Origin of the sequence: Streptomyces tailanensis (assembly GCF_008386495.1) — a bacterium.
In the GTDB taxonomy this organism is placed as follows: Bacteria; Actinomycetota; Actinomycetes; order Streptomycetales; family Streptomycetaceae; genus Streptomyces; species Streptomyces tailanensis.
In genome coordinates this window covers 259276-278256 of the sequence record NZ_VTHJ01000002.1, presented here as the reverse complement: position 1 = coordinate 278256, position 18981 = coordinate 259276, and the positions used below count along the sequence as shown (strand labels likewise).

Genomic DNA, 18981 nt, shown 5'->3' with positions numbered 1-18981 from the left:
CGAATCTAGCGTCCGTCCGAATTCGCGAGCACAGTTCGGTATTTCGGACGATCGAAGGGTGGACCGTGAGCGATGAACCACGTCTGAGCAGAAGGAAGTTACTTGTCGGCACCGGAGGGCTGGTGCTGGGTGCGGCGGGGTGTGCCGCGCCCTCCTTCGGGGCCGAGGGGAAGACCCGGCTGCGTTACTGGCACCTCTTCGGTGGCGGCGACGGGGCCAATATGACCGCGTTGGTCGACGCGTTCGCCAAGGAGCACCCGGCGATCGACCTGGAGGCGACCCAGCTTCAGTGGGGTACCCCGTACTACACGAAGCTGGGCATGGCGGGGGCCGGCGGGCGGGCGCCCGAGGTCGCGGTGCTCCACCTGGCACGGCTCGCGGGGTTCGGGCCCGGGCGGCTCCTCGACCCCTTCGACCTGGACCTGCTGCGTGAACTGGGCGTGGGAACCGACCAGTTTCCCGAGGGCATCTTCACGCGCGGCACGGTCGACGGACAGCAGTACGCGATCCCGCTCGACACCCACCCCATGGTGCTCTACTACAACACCGACGTCTGCGCGAAGGCCGGTCTGCTCGGCGACGGCGGGCAGCTCCGACCCATCGGCAGCGCAGGGGAGTTCATGGACGCCCTGCGCGCGGCGAAGAAGGCCACGGGCGCGCCCGGGCTGAGCGCCGAGACGACCGGACCGGACTGCGTCACACCCTGGCGGCTGTTCGCCACCTTCTACTCGCAGCTGGGCGGCACGGTCCTGTCCGCGGACGGTAAACGCCTCACACTCGATGACGCCAAGGCATTGGAGATCCTCGAGTTCATGGCCCGGCTCACGGCGGACGGGTTGATGGTGCGCCGCGTCGACTACCCCGGCTCCATCGGGGTGTTCAACGCCGGCAGGACCGCCTTCCACCTCAACGGCGAGTGGGAGGTGTCGACCTTCACCACCGCCGAGCTGCCGTTCTCCATGACCCGCGTACCCGCGCTGTTCGGGCGTCCCACCGCCCAGGCCGACTGCCACTCCTTCGTACTCCCGCACCAGGACGGCCGCTCGGTCGGGGCGAACGAGGCGGCCCACACCTTCGTCGCCTGGATGCTCAAGCACTCCGTGGACTGGGCCAAGGGCGGCCACGTCCCGGCGTATCTGCCGACGCTGACGCGAGAGGACTATCTGGAACTGGAGCCGCAGTCCGCGTACCGGTCCGTCATCGACGACGTGGTCCTCGACCAGCCCGCCTGGTTCGCGGGCTCGGCCTCGCCGATGTGGATCCAACTGGGGGCGGTCTTCTCGGGCGTACTCACCGGATCGCGCACGCCGGCGGGCGCCCTGCGCGAGGCGAAGAAACGGCTGCGAAAGCTGCTCGACACGCCCGATCCGCTCGGCGGTTCGCTCAAGCCGGTAGGAGGCGGTGCCGCGTGACCACGACGACGACCCCGACCACCGTCCCGGTCCCGGCGGAGCAGCCGGCGGCGCGACCCGTCACCGTCCGCCGCAAGTGGACCGAGCACGGCCTGGTGTTCATCGCCCCCTTCTTCCTCGCCTATGCGCTCTTCCTGCTCTGGCCACTCGTATCCGGCATCGGGATGAGCCTGCGCAGCGACAACATCACGGGCGAGGGAGGAGAGTTCGTCGGCTTCGACAACTACACGGAGGCGTTCCAGGACCCGGGCGTCTGGTCGTCGCTGTGGAACACGATCTGGTTCACGATCCTGTCCACGGTCCCGTTGGTGGTGATGGGCCTGGTCCTCGCCCTGCTCTCGCACCATCTGCGGTTCGTCCAATGGCTGTGGCGGCTCTCCTGGTTCGCGCCCTTCCTCCTGCCGTCGGGCGTGATCGGCCTGCTCTTCCTCTGGGTGATCTTCCCCTCCGACTTCGGCTTCGCGGACCAGTTGCTCGCCTGGTTCGGACTGCACCCGGGGATCGGCTGGCTGACGGACGAGCGGTACGCGATGCTGTCGATCGTGGCCGCCACCGTCTGGTGGACGGTCGGCTTCAACTTCCTTCTCTACCTGGCCGCGTTGCAGTCGATCCCTCAACACCTCTACGAAGCAGCGGAGTTGGACGGCGCGGGCGCGTGGCAACGGCTGCGGCATGTGACCCTCCCCCTGCTGAAGCGCACCACAGGGGTCGTCCTGGTTCTCCAGATCCTGGCCTCCCTCAAGATCTTCGACCAGGTGTACATCATGACCGGCGGCGGCCCCGACGACTCGACCCGCCCGATCCTCCAGTACGTCTACCAGTCCGGCTTCACCGGGTACCGCATCGGCTACGCCTCGGCGGTCTCGTACCTCTTCTTCGCCCTGATCGTGATCGTGTCGCTGGTACAGCTGCGGTTGTCGCGGCGGAGTGGGGAGTCGGCATGAGCGCATCACTGTCAACGGACGAGGGCCGCAAGGCCCGTTGGACCCCGGGCCGCTGGGTCATGCTGGCCGCGGCCCTGCTCCTGACCGTGGTGTGGGTCCTCCCCCTGGCGTGGGCCCTGGCCACGTCCTTCAAACCCGAAGGCGAGGCGACGAAGACGCCCCTGCGCTGGCTCGGCTCCCACGTCACCTTCGACGCGTACCGGAAGGTGTGGGAGGCGGGCGATATCGGCCGCTGGATGTTCAACACGGCGTACATCTCGGTGATGACGACGATCCTGACGGTTCTGCTGTGCGCGATGGCGGCGTACGGCTTCTCGCGCACGGAGTTCCGTGGCCGCAAAGTGCTGTACGCCGTCGTCCTGGCCGGAATCATGGTCCCGCCCCAGGTCCTGATGGCCCCGTTGTTCGCGGAGATGGTGCAGCTGGGCCTGGTCGACACGTACTGGGGTGTGATCCTGCCCCAAGTCGCCGTCCCCGCCATGGTGTTCATCCTGGTCAAGTTCTTCGACGGCGTCCCCCGCGAACTGGAGGAGGCGGCCTTCGTCGACGGCGCGGGCCGCTGGCGCGTCTTCTGGACGATCGTGATGCCCCTCTCCCGTCCGGTCCTTGCGGCGGTCGGCATCTTCACGTTCATCTCGACCTGGAACAACTTCCTCTGGCCGTTCCTGGTGACCACGGACCCGGGCGGCATGACGCTCCCGGTGGGCCTGGTCAACGTCCAGACGTCCTACGGCCTCCGCTACGAGCAGATGATGGCGTCGGTCGTCATCGCGGGCCTGCCACTCCTGATCGTCTTCGCGCTGTTCCAGCGGCAGATTGTGCGGGGGGTGGCGCATACGGGGTTGGCGGGGCAGTGACGGGCAGAGAGTCAGGCCTGCGTCAGCAGGCGGGCGGTGGCCCGCCACTCACAGGCCGGTGACCTTGGCGCTCGCCGACATCTCGTAGACCAGGGTCACTGTGCGGCGGCTGCCGGGCGGCAGGGGGACGTCCCAGCGGGCGATGCCCTCGGCGTCGACCACGTCGGGCGGCGGGGAGCAGGAATCCTTGTGCAGGCGTATCTCGACCGCCGAGACCTCGGAGACCGGGATCCGCTCCCGAAGGACGACCACCCGCTCGCCCTGCTCCCCGGGGGCGGAGAACCGGGACAGGTGCAGCCGGACCGTGCGGGTGACCACGGTCCGCTGGGTGATTCCGGCGGTGTCGCGGGACTCCTCGGCATGCCGGGCCACCCGGTAGTCGTCGCAGCTCCCGAAGGCCAGCTCGACGGGGGCGCCGGGGGCGGTGAAGTCCAGCGTGCCGCGGCCGCTGAATCCGCTGCCGCGGCACAGGTCCACGGGCCCGGCGAGCAGCGCGTGGCCGGACAGGTTGTCGAACCGCACCACTTGGGTGACCAGCGGCGACATCTCGGGTGAGCAGGCGTACTCGCTGCTCGCGGCGGTGGTGAACACGGAGAGCGGCACCCGGTGGGCGCGGCCGTCTCCGGGCACGGAGACCGGCGTGGGGGATCTCAGCACCCGCGCCTCGCCGCCGTCGTCCACCCCGGGCAGGCCGAGCACCGGGGCCGGGCCGAGGTCCCCGGTCTCCTCCTCGCGCAGTTCGACGTCGAGCGTCCGGCGCTCCGCCGCGGAGCGGTCCTTGAGCGTCAGCCGGTCCTCGCCCAGCCGTGGCGGATCGGTGGCCAGCGCCGAGCGGGCCGTCGACAACGTCAGCCGTACGTCCGACCAGTCCTCACCGGTGCGCTGCCAGACCATCGCGTCGGTCTCCAGCGTCAGGGAGTCCCCGTCGAGCACGGCCCGGTAGGCGGGCCGCCACAGCGCACACGGGGTGAGGTGGCTCAGGCGCAGCCGGGCCGGCCCGGCGACCGCGGCCTCCACGGTCAACTCGACATGGCCGACCAGCTCGGCGGGCTCCTCCTCGGCGAGGTCCATGGCCCGCTGGACCTCCCCGAGCTCGACGGCGAGCGCGGCCAGCCGGGCTTCGACGGTGCGGAGTTCTTCGCCGTACGTGTCGCGCTCGGCGTCCACCCGGTCGAGCTCGCGGGACCAGCGGGGCCCTTCGGTCTCACCGGAGCCGGCGCCTTCGCGGATCTCCCGCAGCAGATCGGTGGCGAGGCGGCCGAGCAGGTCGAGGCGGGCGTGCAGCCGGTCGCGCCGCTGCTCCTGGGCGAGCCGCTCTTCTTCGAGGATGTGCGCGCGGTGGCGCAGGGCGGAGTCGTCGACGGTGGGCGGCTGCGGCCCGCGCGGCGTCCAGGTGCGGACGATCCGCACGTCGAGCACGGTCGCGGGGTGATCGGCGGTCAGCTCGGCATGGAGGGTCCGGTCGACGGCCAGCGCACTGACCGGCCCGAGACGCAGCCGCTGGACCCCGGCCTCCAGGTCGAACACGGCGGCGCGCTCGATGTGGGCGCGGTCCTCGAGACACGTGACGGCGGTGACAGGAAGGGCGATGACGGGGAGGGCGATCGGCTTCGGGGCCGTGGACATGGCGTGTGTCAGCTCCTGCGGTTGCCGCCGGCCAGGGCCTTGCCGGTCGGGATGCGTATCTCGTAGCCGCCGTCGAGTGCGGCAGTGGCGCCTGCGGGCAGGTCCAGTCGCCAGACGCGGGTGCCCGGCGCATGGCGATCGGGCCCCGTGCCTTCCTCGGGTGCTGCCCAGTCGGCCCGTTCCTCGATCCGGACGTCCGGCTCGGAGGTGACCGGCACCCGCTCGCGGACCTCGACGGTGACGGGCCTCGCGAGCCGGTTGGCCAGCTCCACGTGGACGCGGTGGTCGAGCACAGTGGTGTTGCCCCGCAGGCCCGAGGTCGACTCGTGCAGGTTGGTACGGCGGGTGACCCGGATGCCCTCGGCCGGCCCGAGCCCCACCCGGCGGACACCGCCGGGGGCGAGCGTGGGCAGTGCGGCGGTCAGCAGGAAGTCGTCGTCGACGGTGACCTCCACAGGGCCGGCCAACAACGCCTGGTCGGTGGCGTTGGAGAGCACCAACGTCGCGTAAACGGTCTGCTCCACGGACGGCACACAGAGGTACTCGGTGCGCAGCCCGACCGGGATCTCGCCGACGGTGACGGTGTGCCAGGTGCCGTCCGACGGAATGTCGGCGCGGGCGGTGGCATCGAAGCGGTGGTCGAAAGAACCCGCCGACTCGCGGGGCCGCACGGCCTGTCCGGGCAGCGGCAGCGCGGCTACCGCTTCGGCGCGGCGGCGGTACTCGGTCGCCACCGGGTCGAAGGGAACGTCGGGAAACAGCCGGCCTCTGCGATCCCCCTGCTCGTCGGGGCCGCACACGACGAGGGCGGCGTAGTCGAGCTCGGCGCCGCTCGGCTGCGGCGGACCGGCAACCGGTGCCGGAAGGGGTGGCGGTGCGGCCCGGCCGGGAGCTGCGGGCGCCATGGGGGCGGGGGCACCCTCGAAGGAACTGCCGCCGGTCCGCGGCCTGCCGGCCGGTCGCGAGGGGGCCGACCGCCGGAGGTCGGCCATCCCGCCGCCGAACGACTCCGGGGAGGGGATGTACGCACCGCCGGGCGCCGGGACCGCGGTCGGCGGACCGCCGTAGCCCTGCGATGCCGGCGGCGCGGGAGGCGGCGGTTGCGGAACGGGACCGGACGCGGAGCCGCCAGCGGCACCCACGAGCGCGGAGCCGGCCACGACAACCGTAGGTGCGGCGGTCGTGGCAGGGCGGGGGCCGGCTGCCTCGTACCCGGTGAACAGGTCGGCGAGCCCTGCCGGAGGCTCGCGCCAGCCAGAGGGTGCGGGGGCGGGCTGACGGCGTCCGATCCGGATCGAGCGGAGCCTCGGCAGGTCGGTGCGGCGCCGAAGATCGGCGGTGGCCAGGGCGATGCGCACGCCGGTCCAGTCCTCGCCGGTCCGCTGGGCTACCGAGGCACGCAGCACCAGACGGCCGCTGCCGTCGCCCTGACGGTGCGTGAGACGGTAGGTCGGCACCCAGACGGCGCCCGGCACCCCGTACTCCAGTTCTACCTCAACCCCCGCCTCCGGCTTCGTGTCACCGGTGGCGTCGAGGGCCAGGACCGCGCAGACCGTGGTCTCCACATGCGCTGACGGTGCGTCGGTGGAGGCGCGGGCGAGCCTGTCGGTGGCGACGGTGAGCTTGTGCTCGACGTCGTGCAGCGCTTCCTCCAGCTCGACGAGGCGGGTGTGCAGTCCCGTCAGTCGCTCGTCGACGAAGTCGGCGAGTTCCAGCCATGCGTCGACCGGGGTGCGACGGTGCGGATCCTCGCGCTTGCGGGCAGGTGGCACCGGGTGGAGAGCCCTGACTTCCTCGATCAGGCTCAGCTGCCGGTCCCGGCGTCCCTGCGCCGCCGCGTACTCGTCGCTCAGCCGCTCGACCTCGCGCCGCAACTCGTCGGGCGTGCCCGTGTCGAGCGGCTGGGCCTCGACCTCCACCCGGGCTTCGGTGACACGGACCCCGGAGGTGCCCAGGACACGGGCCCGCAGCGAGCCAGGGTCCAGCGAGCGGGGCAGTCCCGTCACCCGTACCCGGCCGTCGGGCGGCACCATGCCCCGGGCCAGGCGGCGGCAGACCGCGCCCTGCGCGTATACCACGACCGAATCGAGGGTCGACCCCCACCTCTGTGCTGCCTCAGCCGTCATGTGCTCCGCCCCCGCCGTGTCCATGCTGAGCGAAGCCTACGTGTTGCGCTGGTGCTCTGCTGCGCCGGAAGCCGCGAGTGCACCGCTTGCGCAAGCTGTCAACCGACGTCGAAGAGATTGGGCAGTCGGAGGAGGTAACGCGTGCGGTCGTGGCGTTTGAGCGCCTCGAACTCGGGGGCCCGGTACAGCGGGGTGACGGTGCAGCGCTCGGCGGCCGAACCGATCTCGTCCAGCAGGGCGTTGACAGCCTGTCGGGCTGAGGTGTTGGCGCCTTCCATGGTGGCCAGATCGATGGGCACGGCCACATAGTCGCCGGACAGGAAGAAGTTGGGGATCTTCGTGGCGGACCGCGGACGGTGGTGCAAGGTCCCCGCCGGATGGATGAGCAACTGCTCCTCGTTGACCGGGTTCGGGGTGCCGAGTCCGTCCACGGCCGGATCGAGGAACCAGGAGTGCAGCACGGAGTCCTTCAGGACCGTACGACCGCTGTCGTTGAGCGCCGCCTTCAGCTGCGCCCACACCTCGCGGGCGACTTCGGCGCGAGTGCACTGCTTGGCCGTCTTGCCGTACAGGATGCCCGGCTGGTCCCACTCGGAGACGTCCACGGACAGACAGTCCGCGACCGTGCCGTCACCGAAGTCGGAGGGGAAGTCGTGGCCCGGCCAGTGCTGGGCCTGGGCGATCGCGGTCAGCGACCAGGGGGAGTCGATGAGGTCGAGGTGGCCGTGCAGGATCGGCGTACGTTCGGTCAGATAGAACTGGATGCCGGTCATCCAGTCCGTCTCCAGCCGGTCGCACTCGGCCAGTTGGGGGTCGGCGGCGCGGACGGCGGAGTTCCAGGTGCGGCGGGCGTGCTCGACCGGCATGGCCGAAATGTAGTGGTCGGCGGTGACGGTCCGGCGGGCACCCTCCGGGTCCTCCATGACGGCCCCGGAGATGCGGCCCGTGTCGAGGGTCAGGTCCCGTACGGTCCAGCCGATGTGGAACTCGACTCCGAGTGACTTCAGGTACGTCACCCAGGGGTCGATCCAGGCCTCATTGGTGGGCGCGTTGAGGATCCGGTCCAGCGGTCCGTCAGCGCCCCGCCCGAGGAGGTTGAAGGCGAAGGCCTCCAGCAGGGTGGCGACCGTACGGGTGCTGGCCTCCTCCGCTTTGGTGGCCACGATGTTGCGGGTGATGCCGACGGCGAGGATCCGCTGGTAGTCGTACGACATCCGTCCGGCCCGTACGAACTCCCACCACGGCATCTGCTCCCAGGCGTCGTCGCGGCGTTCGTCGCACCTGGTGAGGAAGACCAGAAAGCGGTTGGCGAAGTAGAGGGCCTCGTGGAGGGGGAGGTTGAAGGCGGTGTCCAGGACCGAGGTGAGGGCGCGGCGGATCTCGTCGGGGGTGAGTTCGGCCGGGGTGTTGCCGGGCCAGGGAAGTGGGATCCGGATGTCCTCGCGGCCGCCCGACCGGGCGAACAGCATCTCCTTGGGGGCGACGAGGTTGTCGTGGACACCGCCTGTGTTGCCGGGGAAGGGGATGCGCCGCATGGTGTCGGGCAGGTTGTGGTAGATGCCGGGGATGAAGCGGAAGCCGTGCTCCCCGGGCAGGGGGCCGCGACCGCCCGTGCCGCTGCCCGGCACGTCCATGCTGCGGGCCTTGCCGCCCAGCGCCTTGCGTTCGTAGACCGCGACCCGGAAGCCGCGTTCGGCGAGTTCGTGCGCGGCCGTGAGCCCGGCGACGCCCCCGCCCAGTACGGCCACGTTCTGTGGGGCGGCGCCGCTCTGGGCTGCCGCCGGCTGGGGGATTCCGAGGGCGACCCCGCCGCCGGCGGCCGCGGCCGTGCCCAGGAACCCTCTGCGTGTGGTGCCGCCCATCGCAACCCCTTACCGTCGGTAACCATCGGCGCACGAGGATATGAGCGCCGCACCGATCCCGGAAGGCGACCGACGGAGCTCGGGTCACTTTGGCTTGATGCCGTATCACCTCGGCGGCACGCGACGGCGTGCGGCGAAGGCATTCCCGGTCCGACTGCGGCCGGCCGCATGCCGAAAGGAGGGGGAGCGTTGAGGGACGCGGGGAAGTCCACTCGCCCCGCTCCCTGATCCGGGCTGATTTGAACGAGAGGCTCTAGGCGTGACGAGCCGGGGTGGGACGTGTAGGCGAGCCACCCCGGCCTCATCGGATGTGCTTCGCCGGCTTGGTGGCGGCGTTGAGCAAATACTCCAGGGGGCCGCGGCGGAAGAAGCGGGACCAGATCGCGGCGAACACGATCGCCCCGAGGACGAACATGAGTAGCGGCACCCAGGATTGTTGGGTGCCGGTCCAGCCGGGCACGGACAGCGCGGACTGTGCGACGAAGTGGCCGACGTAGGCCGTCAGGGACATGGTCCCCACGGCGATGACCGGTTTGGCCGGGCGGCGTAGTCGCGGCAGGCGTTGCATTGCCACCGTCGCGCCCACGATCATGCCCTGCTGCGAACCGGGCAGGGACAGGGAGGGACGCGTGGGCGGGCTGTTGGTGACGGTCACTCCGACGTCGTCGCCGTCCTGCCACAGCTCGACGCGGGCGGTGGCGCCGGGGGCGTGCTTGCGGACGTTGGTCGACGCCTCCTGGACCGTGCGGTAGACGGCCCGTTGCGCGGGTGTGCCCACGGCGGGCGGAAGCTCACCCGACAACTCCGCGTGAGTGCCGCTTGATTCCACCGGTTTGCGCAGGTCGGCCAGGGTGGGCTGAGGCGTCGGCTCCGTCGCGTGGCCGCCGGAGGCGCGCAGCAGCGTGACCATGGTGCGCAGTTCGTCGAGCGTGGTGACGCTCAGCGAACGGATCGTGCGGGCGGCCTCCTTGGCGTCCGCGTTCTTGGTGGCGACCTGCAACACCCCGGCCCGTACGGCGATCAGGCTGACCTGGTGGGAGACCACGTCGTGCATCTCGCGGGCCGGCTGGGCGCGTTCCCTGGCGAGCACGGCCTGGGCATGCAGGGCCCGCTCGTGCTCCCTGGCCTCCTCGATCTCGGCCAGCCGCCGCGCCAAGTCCCGTTGCGCCTGCAGAAGCTGGCCGAAGAGGACGGGGGCCGCGGCGGTCGCCAGGCTGTACACGAAGAAGACCAGCGTCATGGTCCGGTCTACCTCGGCCAGGGGCCACGGAGTGCTGCTCGCGATGGCGGACAGAGCGACGCACACCGCGAGGAGACGGTGGTTGCGGGAGCGTTCGGCCAGAGTGAACAGCGCCACGAGCACGGCGACGGCGACATCCTGCATCAGCGCGATGGGCAGGGTGAGCAGGAAGACGCCGGGCGGGAACCTGCGTCGGAAAGCCAACGCGGCGCAGCCGATCGGGCCGGCGCGACACCGAGGCGCGTGTGCTTCCACCGTTCAGCCATACGTCCACGGCCGCCACCATCACCAGAAGGATGTCGACGACCGGCGCGGGAACACGCCGCCACACTGCGGGGGCGCGGCTCACCGTCCGGCTTCCGGCTGCGGCCGCTCGTCGAGCAAGCCGGCTCGCTGCGCCAGCAGCGCCGCCTGCACCCGGCTCGTCACCCGCAGCTTCGTGAGGATCGCGCTGACGTGGTCCTTCACCGTGCCCGCACCCAGGTGGATGCGCGCCCCGATGTCGGCGTTCGACAGCCCCTCCGCCACCAGGACGAGAACGTCGCGCTCGCGGGCAGTGAGCAGCCGGACGCGTGCCGCCTCCTCGTCGACGGCCGCCCCGGCGCGGCGGTGACTGTGCAGCAGGGTGCGCGACGCCTTGGGGGAGAGCACGACGCCGCCTGCGGCCAGGGTGCGCACCAGGTGGGCCAGCTGCTCCGGCTCGGTGTCCTTGAGCAGGAAACCGGCCGCGCCGCAGTGCAGCGCGGTCAGGATGTACTCGTCGGCGTCGAAGGTCGTCAGCATCGCCACCACGGGAGCGTCCGGCATCATCCGCAGCTCGCGCAGGACGGTGAGCCCGTCGACGTCCGGCATCCGGATGTCCAGCAGCACCACATCCGGCCGCTCGCGGCGGACGGTCTCGACGGCACCGCCGCCGCTCGCGGTCGCGACGACCTCGATGTCCTCGGACGCGCCCAGAATGAGTTCGAAGCCCGAGCGGACCAGTGCCTCGTCGTCCACCACCACTACCCGGATCACGCGCGCTCCGCCCCACCTTCATCCATGCCGTCCACCCCATGCCGACTCGACCCTAAAGCCCCACAGAGCCCCCGCGGCCCGACGAGCGGCAGCTCCAGCCACACAGCGGGGTACTCATGACCTTGCGCAGATAGGGGAGGAGCGCCTCGCTGATCTCCCAAGTGGCCGAGTTCCACAGCTGGGACGGGCTGTGGTCCACTCCGTAGTAGTGGCACCCCGGGCCGACCAGCGGATCGTCCTCGTGCTCCTCGAAGTGACCCATCACGACCGACGGCATCGGTGAGGCCACCGCCGCCGCGGCGCGCTGGGTGAGCACCGTGACGTCGGAGACTCCCATGGCGCCCAGGCCTGTGACCGCTTCGCGCGCCGTGGCGCCGAAGCTGATGACCACGGCGCGCAGGCGCCGCCCGTAGCTGCCGGTCAGCCCGCCCAGCTGCAGGGCGTGCAGCACCGAGCAGTAGCCCGCGAGCTCGTTGTTCTTGTGGCACACATGGACACTGAAGGCGCCCGTGGACGTCCAGTGGTTCATGGCCTCCCAGGCGATGAGGGTCAGCTGACGGTCGATGGCGAACTGCGTCATCCTCTCGTCCTGCACACAGTGCGGCCATCCCCCACAGCGCCTGGCCCTGGCGCAGCGCGGCGACGCCGAACTGTTCGCCGTAGCCCTGTTCGGGAAGATCCTTTTCCGTACGTCCGGGGCGATCCGCCCGAGGTGGGCGGGGTGCAACGGCAGGCGGAACTCGTTTTCCTTGCGGGAGGAGGCGAGTACTCGATCAGAAGCCGTCTGCCCCGTGCCCGCGCACGCGCTCGGCCAGCGGGAGGGGGGTCTCGTCCAGACCGTCGACCGACCCGCTCGCCATGCGTGCGCACGTGCCGTGGCAGGCGAGCAGCTGCTTGTCGTCGCGGTGGGAGACCACCACCACCTCCGGATCGGGAGCGTTCCGGTAATCGGTGCCGCAGATGAGGCAGGCCAGTCCGGAGAGCATCTCCGGGGTCGGTTCGGGGCGGCCGCGGCGGCGGCCGGAGATCGCGTCCTGTGAATACATGCGTCCGCATCCTCTTGATCGGTTCAGGGCCGTGCTGATCAGTTCGGAGCCGTGCTGATCGGGTCAGACGTACTGATCGGTTCAGGGTCGTACGCCAGACGCCGGAATGCTTCGGAAGCATCCCGGTAGCCGGGAAATCCGCTACCGCGCTGCCGGATCCGATGTGCGCCGGCCTGTGCCGTTCTCCGAGGGCGACGCCGAAACGGGTGACGGCGTACGAGGCGCGCTCGGTGCCGCAACCGTACTCCCCTCCGGAACCGCCCGCCGCGAGCGGCACCGAGCCCTTACCGGCCCAAGCGGGAACGTTCCCGGCGCACCGGACGTTTGGCGAGTGGTTGTAGTTGAAGTTTGCGAACGTGGAAGCGCCCGCGGAGTTCTGACAGCGGGCGTTTTGTCGTTTCGGGGGTTTTCTTCGACGGCTGGCGACCGACAGCCCGGGATCGCGCGACCGCGCGCATACCCGACCTACCATGCGGGCCGACCAGGTTCGCGCGCTCTGAGCACATCTCGTCGAGACAGGCCCGCACCGCGGGCCTGTCTCGTGCTGCATCCGTCTGTTTCCGTATGGGCTTCCCGCGGCCGGCGCCCTGCCCCCGCGCCGGTGGTCGTACCGGCCCGCGCATCCCGAGAGGAAAAACCGTGAGCACTGACTTCATCAACCGGGGCACCGATCCGACGGCCCAGCACGCCGAGACGACGAACCCGCTTCCCGAAACCCGGGGCAGCGACTACGCCGCGCTCTCCCGTGAGGTGAAGCGGAGCGGGCTGCTGAAGCGGCGGCCGGGCTACTACTCCGTCAAAATCGGCGCGAATCTCCTCCTGCTGGCCGCCGGCTGGACCGCGTTCGCCCTGATCGGGCAGTCGTGGTGGCAGCTGCTGACCGCCGCCTTCCTCGCCGTGATGTTCACCCAGACCGGATTCATCGGGCACGACGCGGGACACCACCAGATCGCCGGTTCCAAGCGTGTCAACAACCTGCTCGGCCGCGTGCACGCCGACCTGCTGATCGGCCTCAGCTACGGCTGGTGGATCGCCAAGCACAACCGGCACCACTCCCACCCGAACCACGTCGACCGCGACCCCGACATCGCCGACGGCGCGATCGCCTTCACCGAGGACCACGCCCGCGTCCGCAGCGGAGCGTACGCATGGCTGGCCCGTCACCAGGCCTGGCTGTTCTTCCCGATGCTGCTGCTGGAAGGACTCGCCCTGCACGTCGCCGGCGTACGGGCACTGCTCGACCGCACCGGCACGGCGACCTCGCGGACGACCAAGGTGGCCGAGGCGGGCCTGCTGACGGCGCATCTCTGCGGCTATCTCGCCGCACTGTTCCTGGTCCTGACTCCCGTGCAGGCCGTGGTCTTCCTCCTCCTGCACCAAGGTCTGTTCGGCCTGTACATGGGGTGCTCGTTCGCCCCAAACCACAAGGGCATGGCCCTGTTCGGCAAGGACGACAAGGTCGACTTCCTGCGTCGGCAGGTACTGACGTCACGGAACATCCGGGGTCACCGACTCACCGACTTCGCGCTCGGCGGGCTCAACTACCAGATCGAGCACCACCTCTTCCCCTCCATGCCGCGGCCCAGCCTGCGTCATGCCCAGGAACTCGTGCGCGCCTACTGCGCCCGGCACGGCATCGCGTACCACGAGACCGGGCTCTTCGACTCCTACGCCCAGGTACTGCGGCACCTCCACGCGGTGGGCGGCCCGCTGCGCCTGCGTCCCGAGCTGGAGTACTGATCAGCCCGCGGATGGCACTGCTCTCCCGCATGCTCCTCCTCCGGCGACGGACGTGCCGACCGCCCGCGTAGAGCAGAGGACGGAATCCGCACAGGGAGGGGCCGCGAGGTGGCGGTGGGCATGTTGTTCAGGACGGTCGGTACGGCGAGAGGGGCACTCAGGGGGACCAGATGTACGGCGATCGCGGCGGTGGCGATGGCCGCGCTGACCGCCTCCCAGGCGCCGGGGGCCTCGGCACAGGTCGCGGAGGCGGCGCGGAACGCGGCGGGCGCCGAGCACGGGCCGAGTGTGTCCGGCGACGCCCCGTACCGCACCGAGCTTCCGCCACTGCGGGCCGGGAAGTCCGGCGAGGACATGGCCGCGGGGCGGGCCGGCGGTGCACTGCCCGCGACCGTGTTCGCCGCGTACCGGCGCGCCGAGTCGGAGCTCGCGGGCACCGCACCGGGATGCCGGCTGGAGTGGCAGCTGCTGGCCGCCATCGGCCAGGTGGAGTCGGGGCAGGCGCGCGGCGGCCGGGTGACCTCGGACGGCACGGCCGTGACACCGATTCTCGGCCCCCGGCTGAACGGCGGCGCCTTCGCGGTCATCTGGGACACCGACGGCGGACGGTACGACGGGGACACGGCGTACGACCGGGCGGTCGGCCCGATGCAGTTCATCCCGTCGACCTGGACACACTGGGGCGCGGACGGCAACGGCGACGGACGGAACGATCCGAACAACGTTTTCGACGCGGCGCTCGCCGCCGGGCGCTATCTGTGCGCGGGCGGGCGGGACCTCTCCGACCCGGCCGACCTGGATCGGGCGATCCTCGGCTACAACCACTCGGAGGCCTATCTGCGCACGGTCCGGGCCTGGTACGCGTACTTCCTGGAAGGGCATCGGGTGGTGCCGGACCAGAGCGGCGGGTCGTCCGCGCGACCGGAGCCGTCGCGACCGAGCGGCACACGCGAACCCTCGCCGGAGCCGTCCGAGCGCCCGAGCGCGAGTCCGTCCCCTGCGCCGTCCACACCGCCCGCCTCGCCCTCCCCCTCCCCCTCTCCCTCCCCGTCCCGTCCGGCGGGCGGAGCGCGGGAGACGGAGGAGCCGCCGCTCCCCGTACCCGATCCGGGTGTTGAGCTGCCCGGCGGTGATGTGCTGCCCGGTGCCGGCCCGCTGACCAGCAACGGTGAGGACACGATGCACCCCTCCCCCTCCACAACCGCGGATACCGGGCGGTAATGTCGCCATCCGCCGGACGGCACGAGACCGGCGTAGTGAGCGCGAAGGGGCCCTCATGGCGACGGACATGCCTGCTGAGACAGTGGCGGCCATGGCTGCCGGGACAGAGGCGGACCACATCCGCTGGCAGCGCATGTGGAGCCACCGCGAGCAGTTGCTCAAGGTGGCCCGGCGCAGGTCGATGAGCCCGGAGGACGCCGAGGACGCCGTGCACGAGGCGATGCTGCGCGCCGCCGAGCGACCGGACCTCGACGACGAGCGCCTCGGCGCCTGGCTGACGACCGTGACCATGAGGTTGTGCGTCGACCGGTACCGGCAGGTCAACCGCGAGGCCGAGGTGCGCACCAGCCCCACGCTGATCGCACCGGGCCCGGTGCCCGTCGACGAAGCGGTGTGCGACCGGGCCGAGGCGAAGTGGCTGGCCGTGCGCAGCGGGGAGCTCCCCGCCCGGCAGGCGGAGGCGCTGTGGCTCAAGTCCGAGGACCTGGACGTCGGCCAGGTCGCCGTGAAGATGGGGCTGAGCTATCGGACCGTCGAGTCGCTGCTCGCCCGGGCCCGGCGGACGCTGCGCGCCTCGCTGGCCGGGACGCTCGGGGTGGTGCTGTTCCTGCTCGGGCGCGGACGGCCGCGGGGAGGCGGGAAGGCACAGGTCGTGGCCGTCGCCTCGACGGCCACGACCCTGGCGGTGGCGGGGTTCGTGCTGCCGTACGCGCTCGACGGGGGCGGGGACGGTCCGGCTCCGCGGCCTTCCGTGTCCGGGCCCTCGGAGGCGCTCACGACCGACGGGGACGGCCGGGTGCGCGGGCCGGAGCCGCGCGAATCGTCGCCCGCGTCGGCGGCTCCCGGCGACGGTCCGGCGGGATCCGCGGCCGACGACGGATCGATGCTGCCGCTGTCCGTGCCGCCCTTGTCGGAGGTCTCGGTGCCCCCGCTTCCGGGGCTGCCTGCGCCCGAGGTTCCCGAGGTCCCAGGCGTGCCGGAGCTGCCGGACACACCGGACATACCAGACATACCGAATATCCCCGATGCGCCAGATGTGCTGGACGTGCCGGACGCGCCCGATGTACCGGTCGAGTCCGCCGTCCCCCCAGTGCCGCCGGTGTCGTCGGTTCCGGACACGTCCGTCGTACCGGCCACCCCCCTCTCCCTCCCCACCGCGACCGAGCTCCCGTAAACGCGCAGGTCAGGAGGCTGTTAAGGCTGCCTGGCCAGCCGTCCGCGAACCCGTCCACACCCCGTCCGTAAACCCGTCCGAAAAAAATTGGCCTCGTCGCGACGGACGCCCCGCCCCTCCCCGTAGAGCAGATGTGAGAGCTGCTCCACGGCTGAAGGGTGGACCGGATGGGTGTCGAGATCTGTGTGGAAGGGCTGACCAAGTCCTTCGGTCACCAGGTCATCTGGCAGGACGTCTCGCTGACGCTGCCCGCCGGGGAGGTATCGGTCATGCTCGGCCCCTCGGGCACGGGCAAGTCGGTGTTCCTCAAGACGCTCGTCGGGCTGCTGAAGCCGGAACGCGGCTCGATCAAGGTCGCCGGGCGGGACATCACCAAGCTCCGTGAGCACGACCTGTACGAGGTGCGGAAGCTGTTCGGGGTGCTGTTCCAGGACGGCGCGCTGTTCGGCTCGATGAACCTCTACGACAACATCGCCTTCCCGCTGCGCGAGCACACCCGGAAATCCGAGAGCCAGATCCGGCGGATCGTGCTGGAGAAGATGGACATGGTCGGGCTGATCGGCGCCGAGGGGAAGCTGCCCGGCGAGATCTCCGGCGGTATGCGCAAGCGGGCCGGGCTGGCCCGGGCCCTGGTGCTGGACCCCGAGATCATCCTCTTCGACGAGCCCGACTCGGGCCTCGACCCCGTACGCGTCGCCTACCTCAACCAGCTGATCGTCGACCTCAACGCGCAGATCGACGCCACCTTCCTGATCGTCACGCACGACATCGCCTCGGCCCGCCAGGTGCCGGACAACATCGGGCTGCTGTTCCGGCGCGAGCTGGTGATGTTCGGCCCCCGCGAGAAGCTGCTGACCAGCGACGAGCCCGTCGTACGCCAGTTCCTGAACGGCCGGATGCAGGGGCCGATCGGCATGGCGGAGGAGAAGGACGCCGCCCAGGTCGAGCAGGAGCTGGCACAGCTCGGCGACGGCGGGGACACCACGACGCCCGGCAGTCAGGAGCTGCCTTCCCGCCTGCTGCCGGGTCCGGGCATCACCAGGCCGCCCCGCTGGGAGGCCATCGCACGACGAGAGGCCGAGCTGCACCGGAAGGAGGTGGCCGGAGCGTGAGCCTGTCACCGACCGGAGCGCTGCGGCACTCGGGCAACCTGTTCGCGATGGCGCTGGACGTCGTGCGGACCATACCCCGACGGCCGTTCCAGGCACGGGAGTTCATCCAGCAGGCATGGTTCGTCGCGAGCGTCACGATCCTTCCCACGGCCCTCGTGTCGATCCCCTTCGGGGCTGTCATCGCCCTCCAGATAGGCAGCCTGACCCGGCAGCTCGGCGCCCAGTCCTTCTCGGGTGCCGCCTCCGTCCTCGCCGTCCTGCGGGAGGCCTCGCCGATCGTCACCGCGCTGCTGATCGCGGGCGCGGGCGGCACGGCGATCTGCGCGGACCTCGGGGCGCGCAAGATCCGGGACGAGATCGACGCCATGCAGGTACTCGGCATCGACCCGATCCACCGGCTGGTCGTACCCCGCGTACTGGCCTCCATGGTGGTGGCCGTACTGCTCAACGGCCTGGTGTCGGTCGTCGGCGTGGCCGGAGGCTACTTCTTCAACGTGATCCTCCAGAACGGCACGCCCGGCGCGTATCTGGCGTCCTTCACCACCCTCGCCCAGCTCTCCGACCTGTGGGCGGCAGAGGTGAAGGCGCTGGTGTTCGGGGCGATCGCCGGGATCGTCGCCTCGTACAAGGGGCTCACCGCGAAGGGCGGCCCCAAGGGCGTCGGTGACGCGGTCAACCAGTCAGTGGTGATCACCTTCATGTTGCTGTTCGTGACCAACTTCGTGATGACGGCGGTGTACTTCCAAGTCGTCCCGCAGAGGGGCTGAGGGAACCGACGATGCGACCTCTACGACTCCTCGACCGCCCGCTCCGCTCGCTGGAGGAGCTGGGCACCCAACTCTCCTTCTACGGCCGCTCTCTCGCGTGGACGGGCCGCACCCTGCGCCGCTACAAGAAGGAGATCCTGCGGCTGCTCGCCGAGGTGAGCTTCGGGCGCGGGGCGCTGGCCGTTGTCGGTGGCACGGTCGGCGTCATCGCCTTCCTGTCGTTCTTCACCGGCACCGAGGTGGGCCTTCAGGGCTACGCGGCCCTCAACCAGCTCGGCACCTCCAACTTCGTGGCGTTCCTGTCGGCGTACTTCAACACCCGGGAGATCGCCCCGCTGGTGGCCGGGCTCGCCCTGTCCGCCACGGTCGGCGCCGGGTTCACCGCACAGCTCGGCGCGATGCGGATCAGTGAGGAGACCGACGCGCTCGAAGTGATGGGCGTCCCCTCGCTGCCGTTCCTGGTGACCACCAGGATGGTCGCCGGTTTCGTCGCCGTGATCCCGCTGTACGTGATCGGCCTGCTGTCCTCCTACCTCGCCGCCCGCACCATCACCACCGTCTACTACGGGCAGTCGACCGGCACGTACGACCACTACTTCCACCAGTACCTGCCGCCCGTCGACGTGCTGTGGTCCTTCGGCAAGGTGATCGTCTTCGCCGTACTGATCATCCTGGTGCACTGCTACTACGGCTACTACGCGAGCGGCGGTCCCGCCGGGGTCGGCGTCGCCGTGGGCCGTGCGGTGCGGACCTCGATCGTCGCCATCAACGTCCTGGACTTCTTCCTGAGCCTCGCGATCTGGGGCGCCAACACGACCGTACGGATCGCGGGGTGAG

General features: G+C 70.6%; 14 protein-coding genes and 2 pseudogenes. 9 read left to right on the top strand and 7 right to left on the bottom strand.

Going from position 1 to position 18981, the window contains the following annotated elements:
• The first annotated feature begins 65 nt into the window (after positions 1-65).
• Genes F3T56_RS03125 through F3T56_RS03115 form a run of 3 tightly spaced genes read left to right on the top strand, consistent with a single transcriptional unit; the run spans position 66 to position 3213 of the window.
• Positions 66-1412 carry an extracellular solute-binding protein gene (locus tag F3T56_RS03125; protein ID WP_425473539.1) on the top strand — a complete coding sequence of 449 codons (1347 nt, stop codon included), beginning with the start codon at positions 66-68 and terminating at the stop codon, positions 1410-1412.
• Positions 1409-2356, top strand: a complete 948-nt coding sequence (locus F3T56_RS03120) for a carbohydrate ABC transporter permease (RefSeq protein WP_149823086.1) — start codon at positions 1409-1411, stop codon at positions 2354-2356. Before F3T56_RS03125 ends, F3T56_RS03120 begins: the two co-directional genes overlap by 4 nt.
• Positions 2353-3213, top strand: coding sequence for a carbohydrate ABC transporter permease (locus F3T56_RS03115; RefSeq protein WP_149823085.1), 861 nt, complete (start codon positions 2353-2355; stop codon positions 3211-3213). The genes F3T56_RS03120 and F3T56_RS03115 overlap by 4 nt, the downstream gene beginning before the upstream one ends.
• A 48-nt stretch (positions 3214-3261) precedes the next feature.
• Here the strand turns inward: F3T56_RS03115 and F3T56_RS03110 are convergent, their stop codons facing one another.
• The 7 genes and pseudogenes from F3T56_RS03110 to F3T56_RS03080 all read right to left on the bottom strand — a co-directional run bounded on the left by F3T56_RS03110 (position 3262) and on the right by F3T56_RS03080 (position 12130).
• The gene (locus tag F3T56_RS03110; RefSeq protein ID WP_149823084.1) at positions 3262-4839 is read right to left on the bottom strand and encodes a mucoidy inhibitor MuiA family protein; all 1578 of its coding nucleotides are present in this window, start codon (positions 4837-4839) and stop codon (positions 3262-3264) included.
• 8 nt (positions 4840-4847) lie between these two features.
• On the bottom strand, positions 4848-6965 hold the full coding sequence (locus tag F3T56_RS03105) for a DUF4139 domain-containing protein (RefSeq protein ID WP_149823206.1): 2118 nt from the start codon (positions 6963-6965) through the stop codon (positions 4848-4850).
• A 98-nt stretch (positions 6966-7063) separates the two neighbouring features.
• Positions 7064-8827, bottom strand: a complete 1764-nt coding sequence (locus tag F3T56_RS03100; RefSeq protein WP_149823083.1) for a hydroxysqualene dehydroxylase — start codon at positions 8825-8827, stop codon at positions 7064-7066.
• A gap of 301 nt (positions 8828-9128) precedes the next feature.
• Positions 9129-10416: pseudogene (locus F3T56_RS03095) on the bottom strand (sensor histidine kinase).
• The gene (locus F3T56_RS03090) at positions 10413-11084 is read right to left on the bottom strand and encodes a response regulator (protein WP_172638782.1); all 672 of its coding nucleotides are present in this window, start codon (positions 11082-11084) and stop codon (positions 10413-10415) included. Before F3T56_RS03090 ends, F3T56_RS03095 begins: the two are co-directional and overlap by 4 nt.
• 106 nt (positions 11085-11190) lie before the next feature.
• Positions 11191-11817: pseudogene (locus F3T56_RS03085) on the bottom strand (Rossmann-fold NAD(P)-binding domain-containing protein); the annotation flags it as partial.
• A gap of 40 nt (positions 11818-11857) precedes the next feature.
• A complete protein-coding gene (locus F3T56_RS03080; RefSeq protein ID WP_149823082.1) occupies positions 11858-12130 on the bottom strand; it encodes a hypothetical protein in 273 nt (90 codons plus the stop codon).
• Positions 12131-12769: 639 nt separating this feature from the next.
• Between F3T56_RS03080 and F3T56_RS03075 the strand changes: the two genes are divergently transcribed.
• The 6 genes from F3T56_RS03075 to F3T56_RS03050 all read left to right on the top strand — a co-directional run bounded on the left by F3T56_RS03075 (position 12770) and on the right by F3T56_RS03050 (position 18980).
• Positions 12770-13870 (top strand): fatty acid desaturase family protein, encoded by a 1101-nt coding sequence (locus F3T56_RS03075; RefSeq protein ID WP_149823081.1) that lies wholly within the window; start codon positions 12770-12772, stop codon positions 13868-13870.
• Positions 13871-13990: 120 nt separating this feature from the next.
• Positions 13991-15091, top strand: a complete 1101-nt coding sequence (locus F3T56_RS03070) for a lytic transglycosylase domain-containing protein (RefSeq protein ID WP_246203370.1) — start codon at positions 13991-13993, stop codon at positions 15089-15091.
• Positions 15092-15182: 91 nt separating this feature from the next.
• Complete coding sequence (locus F3T56_RS03065) at positions 15183-16265, top strand: sigma-70 family RNA polymerase sigma factor (RefSeq protein ID WP_246203368.1); 1083 nt, start codon at positions 15183-15185, stop codon at positions 16263-16265.
• A 167-nt stretch (positions 16266-16432) separates the two neighbouring features.
• Complete coding sequence (locus tag F3T56_RS03060) at positions 16433-17377, top strand: ABC transporter ATP-binding protein (protein ID WP_149823078.1); 945 nt, start codon at positions 16433-16435, stop codon at positions 17375-17377.
• Positions 17374-18144 carry an MlaE family ABC transporter permease gene (locus F3T56_RS03055; RefSeq protein ID WP_149823077.1) on the top strand — a complete coding sequence of 257 codons (771 nt, stop codon included), beginning with the start codon at positions 17374-17376 and terminating at the stop codon, positions 18142-18144. Before F3T56_RS03060 ends, F3T56_RS03055 begins: the two co-directional genes overlap by 4 nt.
• 11 nt (positions 18145-18155) lie before the next feature.
• A complete protein-coding gene (locus F3T56_RS03050) occupies positions 18156-18980 on the top strand; it encodes an MlaE family ABC transporter permease (protein WP_149823076.1) in 825 nt (274 codons plus the stop codon).
• Position 18981 lies beyond the last annotated feature (1 nt).

Excerpts from the sequence above, each read along its gene's own strand:
- F3T56_RS03115 (WP_149823085.1), top strand. The coding sequence starts at position 2,353 with ATGAGCGCATCACTGTCAACGGACGAGGGCCGCAAGGCCCGTTGGACC.
- F3T56_RS03110 (WP_149823084.1), bottom strand. The coding sequence starts at position 4,839 with ATGTCCACGGCCCCGAAGCCGATCGCCCTCCCCGTCATCGCCCTTCCT.
- F3T56_RS03105 (WP_149823206.1), bottom strand. The coding sequence starts at position 6,965 with ATGACGGCTGAGGCAGCACAGAGGTGGGGGTCGACCCTCGATTCGGTC.
- F3T56_RS03100 (WP_149823083.1), bottom strand. The coding sequence starts at position 8,827 with ATGGGCGGCACCACACGCAGAGGGTTCCTGGGCACGGCCGCGGCCGCC.
- F3T56_RS03080 (WP_149823082.1), bottom strand. The coding sequence starts at position 12,130 with ATGTATTCACAGGACGCGATCTCCGGCCGCCGCCGCGGCCGCCCCGAA.
- F3T56_RS03070 (WP_246203370.1), top strand. The coding sequence starts at position 13,991 with ATGTTGTTCAGGACGGTCGGTACGGCGAGAGGGGCACTCAGGGGGACC.
- F3T56_RS03065 (WP_246203368.1), top strand. The coding sequence starts at position 15,183 with ATGGCTGCCGGGACAGAGGCGGACCACATCCGCTGGCAGCGCATGTGG.
- F3T56_RS03060 (WP_149823078.1), top strand. The coding sequence starts at position 16,433 with ATGGGTGTCGAGATCTGTGTGGAAGGGCTGACCAAGTCCTTCGGTCAC.
- F3T56_RS03050 (WP_149823076.1), top strand. The coding sequence starts at position 18,156 with ATGCGACCTCTACGACTCCTCGACCGCCCGCTCCGCTCGCTGGAGGAG.